The sequence below is a fragment of the Bacillus sp. H1a genome (assembly GCF_000633475.1).
GTDB classification, from domain to species: Bacteria; Bacillota; Bacilli; order Bacillales; family Bacillaceae_G; genus Bacillus_A; species Bacillus_A paramycoides.
The window spans coordinates 12,965-26,645 of sequence record NZ_AYMH01000073.1 but is presented as its reverse complement, the minus strand read 5'-3'; the positions used below and the strand labels follow the sequence as shown (position 1 = coordinate 26,645).

10 protein-coding genes and 4 pseudogenes are annotated in these 13,681 nt (G+C 34.9%); 4 read left to right on the top strand and 10 right to left on the bottom strand.

Features of this window, described 5'->3' with window-relative positions; genetic code table 11:
• Nucleotides 1-4: 4 nt before the first annotated feature.
• A pseudogene (locus U860_RS34405) lies at nucleotides 5-205 on the top strand (peptide ABC transporter substrate-binding protein); the annotation flags it as partial.
• A 46-nt stretch (nucleotides 206-251) separates the two neighbouring features.
• Here U860_RS34405 and U860_RS36110 read toward each other — a convergent pair.
• Both U860_RS36110 and U860_RS0127685 read right to left on the bottom strand, forming a co-directional pair.
• Nucleotides 252-513: pseudogene (locus tag U860_RS36110) on the bottom strand (hypothetical protein).
• Nucleotides 514-773: 260 nt separating this feature from the next.
• Nucleotides 774-935: pseudogene (locus U860_RS0127685) on the bottom strand (AraC family transcriptional regulator); the annotation flags it as partial.
• A 173-nt stretch (nucleotides 936-1,108) separates the two neighbouring features.
• Here U860_RS0127685 and U860_RS0127680 point away from each other — a divergent pair.
• Nucleotides 1,109-1,576 (top strand): YusW family protein, encoded by a 468-nt coding sequence (locus tag U860_RS0127680; protein WP_025151059.1) that lies wholly within the window; start codon nucleotides 1,109-1,111, stop codon nucleotides 1,574-1,576.
• 16 nt (nucleotides 1,577-1,592) lie between these two features.
• Here U860_RS0127680 and U860_RS0127675 read toward each other — a convergent pair.
• From U860_RS0127675 to U860_RS0127645, 7 genes and pseudogenes are all read right to left on the bottom strand, one after another.
• Nucleotides 1,593-1,889 (bottom strand): annotated as a pseudogene (locus U860_RS0127675) (peptide ABC transporter substrate-binding protein); the annotation flags it as partial.
• Nucleotides 1,890-1,989: 100 nt separating this feature from the next.
• Nucleotides 1,990-2,502, bottom strand: coding sequence for a hypothetical protein (locus tag U860_RS0127670; protein WP_002175401.1), 513 nt, complete (start codon nucleotides 2,500-2,502; stop codon nucleotides 1,990-1,992).
• Nucleotides 2,503-2,797: 295 nt separating this feature from the next.
• A complete protein-coding gene (locus U860_RS0127665) occupies nucleotides 2,798-4,372 on the bottom strand; it encodes an LPXTG cell wall anchor domain-containing protein (protein ID WP_025151057.1) in 1,575 nt (524 codons plus the stop codon).
• Between the two features lie 190 nt (nucleotides 4,373-4,562).
• On the bottom strand, nucleotides 4,563-5,822 hold the full coding sequence (locus U860_RS0127660) for a multidrug effflux MFS transporter (protein ID WP_029953135.1): 1,260 nt from the start codon (nucleotides 5,820-5,822) through the stop codon (nucleotides 4,563-4,565).
• A gap of 117 nt (nucleotides 5,823-5,939) precedes the next feature.
• A complete protein-coding gene (locus tag U860_RS0127655) occupies nucleotides 5,940-7,658 on the bottom strand; it encodes a DUF3981 domain-containing protein (protein WP_025151055.1) in 1,719 nt (572 codons plus the stop codon).
• A gap of 78 nt (nucleotides 7,659-7,736) precedes the next feature.
• On the bottom strand, nucleotides 7,737-8,270 hold the full coding sequence (locus U860_RS0127650) for an MFS transporter (RefSeq protein ID WP_002175405.1): 534 nt from the start codon (nucleotides 8,268-8,270) through the stop codon (nucleotides 7,737-7,739).
• Nucleotides 8,267-9,703: an FAD-binding oxidoreductase gene (locus tag U860_RS0127645; protein WP_025151054.1), complete on the bottom strand. Its 1,437-nt coding sequence runs from the start codon at nucleotides 9,701-9,703 to the stop codon at nucleotides 8,267-8,269. The genes U860_RS0127650 and U860_RS0127645 overlap by 4 nt, the downstream gene beginning before the upstream one ends.
• A gap of 199 nt (nucleotides 9,704-9,902) precedes the next feature.
• On the opposite strand from U860_RS0127645, the gene U860_RS0127640 reads away from it, so the two are divergent.
• Complete coding sequence (locus tag U860_RS0127640) at nucleotides 9,903-10,814, top strand: NAD(P)-dependent alcohol dehydrogenase (RefSeq protein ID WP_025151053.1); 912 nt, start codon at nucleotides 9,903-9,905, stop codon at nucleotides 10,812-10,814.
• Nucleotides 10,815-11,031: 217 nt separating this feature from the next.
• On the opposite strand, the gene U860_RS0127635 is transcribed toward U860_RS0127640, so the two are convergent.
• Nucleotides 11,032-11,805 (bottom strand): SDR family oxidoreductase, encoded by a 774-nt coding sequence (locus U860_RS0127635; protein ID WP_081806952.1) that lies wholly within the window; start codon nucleotides 11,803-11,805, stop codon nucleotides 11,032-11,034.
• Nucleotides 11,806-12,334: 529 nt separating this feature from the next.
• Between U860_RS0127635 and U860_RS0127625 the strand changes: the two genes are divergently transcribed.
• Complete coding sequence (locus tag U860_RS0127625) at nucleotides 12,335-13,636, top strand: DUF5068 domain-containing protein (protein ID WP_025151051.1); 1,302 nt, start codon at nucleotides 12,335-12,337, stop codon at nucleotides 13,634-13,636.
• Nucleotides 13,637-13,681 lie beyond the last annotated feature (45 nt).

Genomic DNA, 13,681 nt, shown 5'->3' with positions numbered 1-13,681 from the left:
ATTCATAGAAACAGATTTAGCCGGTGATGAAAAAACTCGCTGGGAAGCAATGAAGCAAGCTGAAAAAATCTTATTACAAGATGGTGCTGTTGCTCCTTTATATCAACAAGGTCGTTCTTACCTACAACGCGGATTTATTAAAGGACTTGTAACAACTGACTTCGGCGGTGAGTTTAACTACAAATGGACAGAAGTTGCAAAATAATAAAACCCAGTAAAAAGGTATCCACATGAAGGATACCTTTTTTACTCTATACTTCTTTAACTACAGAACTTCTTCCCTTTACTATACCTTTTATACATATAACAATTACTGCTACCAGTTGTGTAACTAAAATAATAAACAATAATGAAATAATATTTTTCTCTAAACTAACTCCGTCGAATATTATTGTATAATAACCATTTGCTGCGTATGTTACGGGAAATAATCCCGGAGAGTATACCTGTATTTCCGAATACAGTGATAAGTATTTGTTTTAATGATAAGAAGACAAAAAGGACTATTGTCAGCTCTCTTTTTGTACTGAACTAAAACTCATAATAAATATAAACATCAAATATGTTTTCCATATCAGAGAAGGTATATGTCCTGACCAAAGACAACTAATTAAATAGTTGATTCCCATAATGCACGAGGATACTACTAAGCTAATACTTATCAGTTTCACACATTTGAGCATATCTTTTCTCCCTACTTTTTATTTTTCTACTTCTTCAAATTGCAGATTTGCCGGCTCTTCTAAAAGCGTTTCATAAAAGCTTTCTGCCAAATCCGTTACACTCATCCCGATATAACTTTGAAAAATACGATGAAAATAATACATCGATACTGTACTGTAAGATGCCACTCTTTCTATCGTAAGCTCTTCATGCAAATGATTCTCTATATATTCGATTGCTTTTTTTATCATCTCTTTATACTCTTCATCCATTTCAGTACCTCCCCACAACTTCAATTTTCCATATACATACAAATCCTATTTGATTTAAATTGCGGATTAATCCTTGAAGCTATGAGAAAATAATTTATTTTCAACACATACATAATTACATGAAATTGGGAAAAACTTTTATAGAATAAAGTTACATTAAGGAGGAATTTATGATGAGAATTTTACTATCAGCTTTATTAGCTCTTATGCTAGTACCTGCATTAACAGGATGTAAAGCTCCTGCAAAACAAGATACAACTTCTAATAAGAAGACGACAGAAGAGGCAAAGAATGAAGCTCCTGCAGATTTAAAGCTAAACTTTAATGAATTTGATTTAAAAGCAGACTATCAAGATACGAAGAAAGACTACGAAGCTGATTATAAAAATGTAGCAGCAGATAAAAAAATGGAAGCAAAAATTGAAGACCATAAAACAGATGTAAAGTTCACAGGCGACGAGGCTATTACAAAATTAAGCCCTCTTCTACAAGAATTAAAATTTGATAAAAACACACCAGATCAAGAGGTAATTGATCAAGTAGTAAATGTATTCAAACTTGATAAAGACTATCAAAAATTCGATTTAAAAGTTGTCTTCTCTGATGGAACGAAAAAAGAATATAAAAGAGAAGTAAAATAAAGAAGTAGGCGGTTGCCTACTTCTTTATTTTTGCATATCTTAAATCTGACTTAGATCCAACATAATATTGAAGTCCCGGTACTGATCCTTTTTGTAAGTAGGAATCAGAAGGGAATATAATTGGGATTAACGGTGAATCTGTAAACATGATATCTTCTGCTTTGTGCAATAAATCAAAGCGTTTATCTTCATTTTGTTCAACTTCTGCTTCTTTTACTAAAGCGTCAAATTCTTTATTATGCCATTTTGCATAGTTATTCGAGCCATCACCTGCATATAAATCTAGTTTGGTAATTGGATCTAAAAGAGAACCGACCAAACAATGTCAGAATTTCACAAAGAGCAGAAAGTATTAGTATGCGAGGATGAAGACGGAGATGGTAAGAAGAAAAAATAACCTTGTGCATGCAAGGCTATTTTTCCGTTTCTGTTTGAAAACGTTTATAGTATGTCGATGCTGTTGAAAAATTAATTTCTATATCACGAATTAGCGATGAGTCTTCTTCTTCTGCTAACTTCTGCAATTTTTTCATTGCTTGTTCTGACTCATTTAAGAAGCCAACATATAATTCATGTTCTTGTTCTTTCGACTTCGGTACACGAATTTCTTTACGCATATGATCAATATCTTCTAACATGCCCGTTGTTACCTTTTGCACGTCTTCCTTATATTTAGCAGTAGTTATTTCCTTACCGCCCTTTTCTTTTGCCACTTCAAATAACTGTAACGCTTTATTAATTTCTTTGTTCATCTTCACATCATACTTTTCATGTACCTCGCGATACACTTTCATATCTTCTGTCTGTTCAGTAGATTGCTCTACCTTTTCTTTCGGTTCTTTCGTATCTTTCGTGTCTTTATTTCCATTACATCCCGCAAGAAGGAGCATACTCCCAAGCATTGCAATACCGAAAATCTTCTTCATCTCTTATTCTCCTTTTATCTACATCTACTACAAATTACAGTTTCTCTTATCTCCACTTGTTTTATTATACCGAGAACATCCTAAATTTTGCACTTAAGATGATTTCTTAATATATATACCAACATTTTTGTCACAGTATCGTCACTTTATTCAAGTAACTTTTGCACACTTTACTATGCCACCTTCCAAAACTGTAAGCACACATAGAGAACAAAGATATAGATATAAAAAGACCCGGTAATAACTTTACCAGGTCTTTTTAAACGGAAAATTTACTATGTATCTTTACCGCTTCTTATTTATTCACATTCATACGACTACGTTTATATACGAGAACACTTCCCGCCAGCATAACAACACCCACTAATGTAAGTAAATTATCATTTTGTGAAGCACCCGTTTTTGGCAAAGATACTTTATCACTCACTTTTACTGGTGTTGGTGTTACTGGTGTTGGTGTAATTTGATTCGGTTTACCGATTACTTGATTTGAATTTGGCTCTTTTGTATTAGGTGTATTATTTCCAGTTCCTTTCCCTTCACCATTATTATTTCCTGCTGTATTTTTATCATCTTGCTTTTTACAATCTTTATTTTCTACTTTTTCAATCGCTACTTGTTTCTTTACAGTTTGATCTCCACGTTTTGCAGTAAAGGTCACTTTTAAATCTTTTAAATTCTTAGCCGTTTCACCAACAATTTGGAAGTACAATACAGATCCTTCTCCTGCTTCCATTGTTTGCACTGGGATTGTCGCTATATTTCCGTTCCATTTAATATCTAGCTTCATTGCCCCTTCACGAAGCCCTTCTTGTAAAGAAGCATCCTTTAAATAGTCAGGAATTTCCGCTTGCTTATAATGATCAGGAATTGTTAATTTAATATCTTTTGGAACATCAATTTCCACATCAAATCCCTTTAAGTCCTCAATTGTTAAATTCTGAGTTGTTAATAAGAAATCTAGTGTAAATTGATTTTCCTTTAAATTCTGTACACATGTTGTTGCCTTTACCTTCCCTTCAAAACGTATATCTTTGTTCATTTCTGAGAAATCAATATTGGCACTTCCTTTAATTTTCCCAAGAGGCTCATATTCATTATTCGCATGATCAATTAAATATAATTCGATATCTTTACTTACTTTTTCACCTGCTACATTTCCTAGAACAGGTATCTTAATATTTTTTGTAACTGTTTTGCCCGCATCCATTTCTGGCAATTGAATTGCAATCGCCTTAGAACCGTCCTCAAGTTCTACTCCATGGACATCTTTAAAATCTCCATCTAACCCCTTTGGTATAGCTATACCAAGATAAAGGTCAATTGCCTTTTCCTGAGATTTATTTGTTACTGTTGCTGTTATATCTAATACATAATGATTTTCTTTCGGGTCCCATTTCGCTTTTCCTACTACATTCCCACTAAAATTAGATATATCTATTGCCTCATCTTCATCTATTTTTGAAGAAGGTGGCGCTAACGGTTTATTAGTAACTTGCTCTGACGGTGTTACCGGTTTGGCAGGTGTTACATTTTTTTGTCCTACATTCTCTTTCTTTTGCTCTTGTTTATTTTCTTCTACTGGTTCCAATTTCTTTTCTACACTAGGTTTTGGTTCTTTTAATTCTTTCTTTTCTTCTGGTTTTATAGTCTGCTCTATTTCTTTAGAAATTTCTTTATTTCCTTGATTCTGATCTTTCTTTTGTTCTGGTTCTTTTAATTTCGCATCCTTATTTTCATTTCCAGTTCCCTGATCTACTTTTTCCACATTTACTTGCTTCACATTATTACCTTCCGGTGCTGCTAACGCTACAACGGGCGATAAAGCTAAAAGTGATACAAGGGTTACTGCACTTACCTTTTTAAACATAAAAAATATTCCTCCCCTATTATTGATACCATTCTATTATCTGTATCCCCTATACTCTTTATAGAATATAGGACAGACCCAATATCCATTATAAGTAAAAAATAAACTGAAAACAATAAAATTACCGAATAATCAGTTTTATAATTTTAAAATAAAAAGCAATGACAACGTGTCATCACTTTTTATTTTCCTATACTTCTATATTTGACCCTTTTTGCAAATCAAATTGTTTTTCACTTCGTTTCGCCATAAATAAATAACATAACACGGCTCCCACTTCACAAAGCGCAATAACAACGCCCATAGGCAATGCTGTATTACTTCCACCAATACCTACTAACGGTGCAACAAGTGCTCCTGAAATGAACTGTAATAAACCTAGTAAGGCTGATGCTGTTCCTGCTGCTTGTTTTTGATTTCTCATCGCTAACGAGAAGCCAGTTGTTGATACAACCCCAACACTTGATACGACAAGGAATAACGAGCATAAAACACCAATTAGACCTATTCCCAATACGATTGTAAGTAGTAACGATAGACCACCAACAGCCGCAATAACAATACCGAAAACAAATAAAGTTTTCTCATTAACTTTCCCTGCTAAGCGGCCAGTAATTTGGCTAGCAATAATAATACCAATACCGTTAATCGCAAAGAACAAACTAAACTCTTGCGGTGATGCCCCGTATATATTTTGCAACACAAATGGTGAACCAGAAATATAAGCAAACATTGCAGCCGTTACTAATCCTTGCGACAATGCATATCCCATAAACAAACGGTCTTTCAGAAGCTTTCCGTATGTTGCCAACGTTCCTGACAATCCACCTGTCTCTCTTTCTTCAGGAGGTAATGTTTCACGTAATACGAAAGTAGCTGATATTAGCATGAATACACTAATTGCTCCAAGAACGATAAAAACGCCGCGCCATGATGTGAACTGTAATAATTGTCCCCCAATAATCGGTGCCAAAATAGGTGCCGCTCCGTTTACTAACATAAGTAGCGAGAAAAATTTCGTCATTTCAGAACCTGAATACATATCACGTACCATTGCACGTGATATAACAATCCCAGCAGATCCTGAAGCACCTTGTAAGAAACGTAAAAGCACTAAACTCCAAATAGATGGTGCTACAGCACAGAGTAAGGAAGAAGCAACATAAATAATAAGAGCGATAATGAGAGGTTTGCGCCTTCCGTAAATGTCACTAATTGAACCAACAAATAATTGTCCTACTGAAAGCCCAAGCAAACATGCAGTTAATGTCAGCTGCGCGAGAGATGCTCCCGTTTGTAAATCATCCGTTAACTTTGGTAAAGAGGGCAAGTACATATCAATAGATAATGGCCCAATTGCCGTAAGTGTCCCTAATACAAGAATCATCCATAACCTGTTTGTCTTTACAGGTTTATATACTTCGTGATTAACTCCATTCACCTTTTCCATTCACCCTTTCATATAAATGTCGAATCGTAACAATTATAGTTACAACATAAATATACGTCAAGTATCCCGTATTTTCCTGTTTAATAATGTAAAAAAAGCGATAGAATCTCTATCGCTTTACTTTTTCAAATTGCTATTTGTAAATTTAGATACGGATGACATCGCCTCTCCTGTATCTAAATATGTGATTTGAATTGGATCCCCCACTTCTGTAAACATAGCATATGGAAATTTCTTCGCAGGTATCATAAATACTTTTTGTTCATTCTCTAACAGTACGTACACAATCGTATTTTCACCTGATTTTTCTTTATATACACGTTGAACAGTACCTTCTTTTTGCGCTTCTTTTCCATTTGAAGTCGGTCTAAATGAGTCACCACTTCCGCTCAGCGCATTTTTATAATTCTCAAGTGCTTCTTTTTGAGTCGAACCTGTCGCAAATACTTTTGCATTAGAAGCATATATAACAGTATGAGCACGTACTAATCCCCCGTCATCAATAACCGGTACAATCCAAGAAGGTTTACCGTATACGTTATAAATAACCGGCATCGTTCCATGCCATTTCTCTCTCTTAAAGGAATTATCCACTACTTCTGTAGCAGCCGAACCATCCATAATTCCCTTTACTTCTTTTCCGTTATAATAATACAGCTTTCCTGTACGTGCATCGACTAATGAGTAACCGAGGGCAGAATCTACTCCTTCTTTCGGAGAGGTGAAATCAGTAAAGTAATATAAAGTTCCATCCTTACCGAAGATTGGTGTAACACCTTCCTTTGTCCCCCACTCAGTCGGAATCTTCATATCAGTTTGTGAGAATTTCGTATTCCAAAATCCGTGAATATATTTCCCGAAGTACGTATTTAACGTAGATGCTGTTTCATGATTTAATACACCATCAACAAATTTAGGTGCATTCCCTTTATCATATCGCTTTACATCACCTGTTTGTGCGTCAACAACGACAACGCCTTCTACTTCAAATCCTGATCTTCCTGAAATAAACTCACCGTACGTCATTGTATAATACGGTTTCCCTTGATCATCAATTTCAAATTTTGGTTTCCCTTTAAAGATTAAATCTGGCTCTGCTTTTCGAACAACGCGTTCTAACTTATTACCGAAAAACATGCTTGGTACATACTTCATTTCATATCCAAGATGTAATTTCGCTTCCGCATCAGGATTTGTACCTGACATCGTTACGTAGCCTGGTATTGTTCCTGCCTTACGTGCTTTAAAGAAACCTGAAACTTCAATTGGTGCTACATACAAGGCTTCACCATTTACCATTTGTGGTGTTAATTCCCCTAGCTCAAAATAAGCTACTTTCGGAATATCACCAAATACCTTTTTCATTTTATTTTCCGCTGTTTTAGGCGGCACTGTAAACGGTTGATCATTTTCAGTAAATGGCTCTGAAATATCTTTCTCTACCTTCACAACAGAATCATATTTCTTTTGCGAGATTACTATATCATGTAAATAACCAAAATAACCGTAACTTACGAGTAATACAAGCATTAGAAGCCCCTTTAAAGTACCTTCTAATTTCCCTATCTTATCTTGTGAAAATAAGACAATCCCAATCAAGATCGCTACTGCAACAGAATAATGAGTAAGAATTGAATCTACCCGATCATCAATTAACCAAAAATATTCATAGATTGCAATACCAATCCAAAATAAAACTGGAATAACTAAAATAGATGATTTCTTACCCTTTACAACCTTCTCATCTCCCCCTTTATCCACTGCGCGAAGTTTATTACCGCTTCTTGTCCATGGAATCAAAAATAAAGTGAGAATAGCTAAAACTAAAAATTTCATCAAAGGCAATGTCCCCTTTTCTTTTGTCTTCTCCATAAGTATAACAAATAAAGGGGAATCAGGTAAAAATGGGAATGATTATACTTTTTTACTACTTAACACAAATCCACTCACCATATACAACACTGAGGCAATATAAAAAATTGTGCCAATCGTAAAGAAATCCACTAAATAGCCAGTTGCGATAATTGCTACTGCTCCTCCAATCGATGTCCACACGTGATATTTTCCAATTTCATATCCAGCTTTCTTCTGTTCTACCTTTCGTGCTAACGATGTTTTCTCCGTATTACGCTGCACAGCACCTAGAACACCCATTAAAATTTGGAGAATATACACATGCCAAACTTCTGTTACGATTGGGAAACAAAGCATCAATATAGCCATAGACCAAGCGTATATAATTAATAACTTTCTATCACCTACTCTATCGGAAATTCTCCCAACTAACGGATATACTAGGGCTGAAGTTAAAGCAAATAAGCCGTATGCCCAGCCAAACTGCGAGAAACTATTTCCAACATTCCGAAGCAATAGTATATAAAACGGAAATACCATACTACCAGCCATCATAATAATGCTTTGTGAGGCTACAAATCTTCTATATGTCATTTGCTATACTCCTTATAAAATAAATTCACAAATCTTTCCCCCGGGTCTACTTCTTTCTTCTTCTGAAGGAATTCTTCTATGCTAGGATACGCTTTCTTTAGCTGCTCCTTTGCCGGATAAGAATAATACGGCAAATAATAACTTCCATTATGCTTTAAAGTAACATCGATCATCTTCTGAATAACTACTTTTGTTTTCTTTATTTCATCCTCAGAACGTCCTTGATTAATTAGAAGCACAAGCGCAAACATATCATCTTTCGCATAAGATAGCACCGCATTCTCATTCTTTTCTACATAGCGAATTGTAATGTTAAGAAGATTTAATTCCTCTTCATTTAAAACACTTCGTAAATCATCTATATACTCTGCAAAACCATCTATTGGTACAAAGTACTCTTGTAAAACTTCGGTCAAGTTTGGATTATCGTATTCCATAAAAGCACTATCAGATCTCATTACATTATTCCGAGTTTCGTACTTACCATCTGTACGTTCAAAATAGCTTCTTTGTATATCCCAAAATACATTCTTTCCCCAATCACTATAACGTGATAATCCAAGCAAAAATTTTGGTGCAGCTATAATAGTTTCCTCTTTTAATTTACTGTACTCTTTCAGCTTCTGTTGATCTTCTGCCAATACATAATCTGTCACATACATTTCTTTCAAGAACGAATTCGAGGCCACAGAAATACGTCCTAAATGCATCCGTATATTCTCGTCCTTTTTCACCTTCTCCTTAAAATATGAAGAGTACTCCTTATAATCTATTACCTTCGTATGCGTTTCATATAATTCATCATTCGTTAACTTGAGCGTCACATCTAAAATCACGCCAAATAATCCATATCCCCCAATTACATACGGAAACAAGTCAGCATTTTCTTCTCTACTTACATTACGTACTGTACCATCTGCCATTAACAATCTGAACGACTCTACTGTATCAATCAATGCTTCATGACGAATATCACGCCCATGTACATTTACACTTAACGAACCGCCAACAGTAAAAATATTTTGAGATTGCATCACCTGAACCGCAAGGCCGTATGGATTTATTTTCTTCTGAATGTCATTCCATGTCACACCGCTTTGTACCCTAATCCTCTTCTTCTCCGGATTAAACTCTAATATTTCATTATAGCCTTTCATATCAAGCATCGTACCGTTCGGATAATACGTCTGTCCGCCCTGGCTATGTTGCATACCTGCAATGGAAATCTTCTCTCCAGAAACATTTGCATCTTGCACCAGCTTTTTTAACGAACTCTCATCCTCAGCATTTTCAACGCGTTTAATCTTTGTTGGAAGCAACTTCCCTACATCGCTCATAATAGGATGATCCAATTGCTCTTTATATGTATGTATAGATGTCGCGAGCAACACTGTATACGTTACAATTACAACCGCTATTTTTCTTTTTTTCAAATGGCACTCTCCTCGTTTGAAATTCTAATCTCACTAGTACTTCTTTCTATTCTTATTGTACCTACTTTCTTAAAAGGAAAATACTACACTGTAAAAAGAACTATCTTTCTTTTACTTATTATGAAGTGAAACTATAAGCATGATTTAAAAAACATTTAAATATGCTATAGAGGAAAATAACTTAATTCAGGAGGTCACTATGAAAGCAATTATTTGCACAAAATACGGGCCACCTAACGTTCTCAAGCTTCAAGACGTAAAGAAACCTACTCCTAAAAAGAATGAAGTATTAGTTAAGATTCACGCAACAAGTGTAACAACCGGAGATTGTAGAATGCGAAGCTTTACTAGTCCCCTTTTATTTTGGATTCCTATGCGAATTATATTAGGTTTTAGAAAACCGAGAAAGCCTATACTCGGTGTAGAGTTATCTGGTGAAATTGAGGAAGTAGGAACAGATGTAACTCAATTCAAAAAAGGAGATCACATCTTTGCATTAACAGGACTTAACGTTGGTGGTTATGCTGAATACACATGTGTACATGAAAGCGGATTGATAGCATTAAAACCTACCAATGTGACGTATGAGGAAGCTGCAGTTATTCCTTTCGGCGGAACTTCAGCATTATATTTTTTAGGAAAAGGGCACATAAAAAAAGGACAGCAGGTACTTATATATGGTGCCTCCGGATCAGTAGGTACCGCCGCTGTACAACTTGCTAAACATTTCGGCGCGACTGTTACAGCTGTTTGTAGTAATTCAAATTTTGAGTTAGTAAAATCTTTAGGGGCTGATAACGCAATTGATTATACGAAAGAGGATTTTACTGAACGAGGCGAACGCTACGATATTATATTTGATGCAGTTGGGAAGCATCAAAAACAGCATTGTAAGAAAGCACTAGCTCCTAACGGTAAATACGTGTCAGTCAATGGAACGATGGCAAAAGTGAGCAAAGAAGATATGCTTTTACTAAAAAAGCTAACCGAAGCAGAAAAACTAAAGTCAGTTATTGATAGAACGTACCCATTAGAAGAAATTTTAGAAGCTCATACGTATGTGGAAACAGGACGCAAGAAGGGAAGTGTCGTGATTACTATAGGAACATAAAAGTTTTCGAGCTAGATTTCATCTTTATCCCGCATTAACGGGCAGTAAGACTCCTACCTCAAAATTCGGCTGGAGCAAAGAAGATAGGTGGGAGATCAACTGCCCGTAAACGCCCGATTGGTTCAACTAATAATCAGTGGGGGATGAACAACCCCCCACTAATTAAAGTTTCACTTTATAAAATACCCCTTTAGATCTATCTAAAGGGGTTAAAAACTTATCTTTTAAATCCACCTTCTGAATGAATAACTTGCCCTGTAATCCACTCTGCTTCTTCGCTCACTAAAAACTTAATAAGCCTCGCTGCATCTTTCGGTTCACCTATTCTACCGAAAGGAAACATCGGTTTTAATCCTCTTTTTATCTCTTCTGTCATCCACCCCGTATCAGTTGGACCTGGATTAATTGCATTAACAGTTATACCTAAATGGGCTACCTCTGCTGACAAAGTACTAGTGAGAGCATCAATAGCTCCCTTCGTTGTTGCATAGGCTAGCTCTCCAGCCATAGGTCCTTTAAACTGTCCCGAAGTAATATTAACGATTCTACCACCAGATTTCTTCTTAAATCCACGTGCAAACTTACTACTTAACAATGTAGTCCCGCGAACATTTACCATATAATGCTTGTCTAATTCTTCTGCAGTCAAATTTGAGAAATCATTATTCTTAGAGTATGCCGCATTATTAATTAATATATCAGGGTACCCCATTTGTTCAGTAACTTTATTTATAAGCTGTTCCGGTGCATCGTTCCAAGTTAAATCTAACTCCATACTTGATACTTTCACACCGTTTTGTATTAGCTCTTCTTTTAATTGTATTTGTTCATTTTGATCAACGCCCCAAGGCATCTCTTTATCATACTTCGTCCAATACGTAAAAAATATATCGTATCCTGCTTCAGCTAATTCTTTACAAATCGCTGCCCCAATACCATCTAGACGACTAACACCTGTAACAACTGCTACTTTATTTTTTAATTGATTCATAATATACTCCTCCAAATTAAAGGCCGCATATTTTATATAAGAGATATAAACTTTCCCGCAAAAAAAGACAGATACATAAAATAGGCATCTATCCTTACAAAAGGGATGTACAAGCCAAATATGCAGTCCTTGAATGATTTATAGATAGTTAAATAAACCCTCACTAATGAGAGAGAAAAATTCATCAATCCAACTTCTAATCATTACAAGTTCATCCACATATCTAGTCTTTATCCCCTTTCAATATATCTCTATTTTTCATTCTAACAAAAAGATGGAATATTTCAAATAACAAAGATGATTTCACTTCTCCTGTAACAAAACACATTGTGATTCACCTACATATAAGCTTTGACTATGTTTCTATTCACAATAACCATTAAGATATTAAAATAACAAAAATAACCAGAAAATTCTGGTAAATAATGGTTTGTTTTTTTATAATAAAACATGGGGCTAATGTGAGATATGTTGTAAATGGTCTGATTATACAGACTCATCTAGTTTTAAACAAATAGGGGGAAGAGAAATGTCGAAAAAAGTAATTTCTTTATTTTCTACAGTAATCGTAGCAGCCTTTCTAATAACTGGCTGTGGTCAAAGCGATACGGCAAATAAAGATCAAAAAGAAAATGCGACCAAAGAAAGTAAAACAGAAAAAACGGATACAACGAAAGAAAATAAACCTGAAGATAAAAAATCCGAAGATAAAAAAACTGAAGATAAAAAGACGGAAGATACAGCTACTAACTCAAGCGATTATTCCAAGCTGATCTCCTATATGGAGAAAGAAACAGGTGGTAAAACAAAAGTTCTTTTTGAAAATAAGGAACCACAAATCTATAAAGCGGAGGATATTTCAGTATCACTTAATAGTTATACATTAGTTGAATTAAATGGCTTCCATACAGACTTTAACATCCCTTTTAATAATCAAACAGACGGTGGAGTTATTCTTGCAAATTATAGTGTAAAAAATAATTCAACTAAAGATATTTACTATATGCCGGCATTGGACATGTCATTTACTGGTGCTCAGAAAGTCTATAGTAACTATAAAGATTTAATCCCAAAACAAGACCAGCTACCATCCAAGCTTGCTCCAACAAATGATTATTTAGTAAAAGCAGGCGAAACCATTTCTGGTTATATCGCTTATCCATTTGGAAAAGATGATTTAACAAAAATTTCAAGCCTATCAACAGTCTCCGTCAAAGTTCCAACTGCACAGGCTAATAAAGGAAAATTTGATGCCCCAATCGGTAGCCCTGGAAACTTTTCGTTAAGTTTGAACAAACAAGGCACTGAAAAGGTTGTAGCAGATAAAACTTTCTACCAAGATAAAGCTACCGCTAATAACATGGGCGATAAAAAAATGTTAAAAGAGAAATCAAGTATTAATAATAGTCAAGAATTAGGTGCTGTTAATGTTACATTAGATGGATACCAATTTACTCAATTCACACCAAATTCCGTCGAAGCTCCACGCTTTGCAAATTTCAAAAATGGTATTGTTCTATTAACAGTAAAATTCAAACTTGATAACAAAGATGCTCAAGACGTTGCGCTATCTCCTATAAGCTCTACATTAAGAGTTAATGATGGTACACAATATACGCTTAGCGAAGGCATGCTTTTAAATTACGACTATAACGCTTCCGTTAAAACTGGAACATCTGGAGAGTTACTGCAAGTATACACATTAGATCAAGAACAATATGAAAAAATTTGGAAAGACAAAACCTTTGAGATTGAGTTAGGACCTATGAGAAATAAAGAGGCAAAAGATATTTCACAAGGTAAAAAAGCTAAATTTACATTACCTAAATAAATTACTAAATATATAATAGAAAAGGCATATAACATATGAATGTTA

Bases quoted from the DNA above. Each gene is read 5' to 3' on its own strand.
- U860_RS0127680 (WP_025151059.1), top strand. From the start codon at position 1,109: ATGAGAATTTTACTATCAGCTTTATTAGCTCTTATGCTAGTACCTGCA.
- U860_RS0127670 (WP_002175401.1), bottom strand. From the start codon at position 2,502: ATGAAGAAGATTTTCGGTATTGCAATGCTTGGGAGTATGCTCCTTCTT.
- U860_RS0127665 (WP_025151057.1), bottom strand. From the start codon at position 4,372: ATGTTTAAAAAGGTAAGTGCAGTAACCCTTGTATCACTTTTAGCTTTA.
- U860_RS0127660 (WP_029953135.1), bottom strand. From the start codon at position 5,822: ATGGAAAAGGTGAATGGAGTTAATCACGAAGTATATAAACCTGTAAAG.
- U860_RS0127655 (WP_025151055.1), bottom strand. From the start codon at position 7,658: ATGAAATTTTTAGTTTTAGCTATTCTCACTTTATTTTTGATTCCATGG.
- U860_RS0127650 (WP_002175405.1), bottom strand. From the start codon at position 8,270: ATGACATATAGAAGATTTGTAGCCTCACAAAGCATTATTATGATGGCT.
- U860_RS0127640 (WP_025151053.1), top strand. From the start codon at position 9,903: ATGAAAGCAATTATTTGCACAAAATACGGGCCACCTAACGTTCTCAAG.
- U860_RS0127635 (WP_081806952.1), bottom strand. From the start codon at position 11,805: ATGAATCAATTAAAAAATAAAGTAGCAGTTGTTACAGGTGTTAGTCGT.
- U860_RS0127625 (WP_025151051.1), top strand. From the start codon at position 12,335: ATGTCGAAAAAAGTAATTTCTTTATTTTCTACAGTAATCGTAGCAGCC.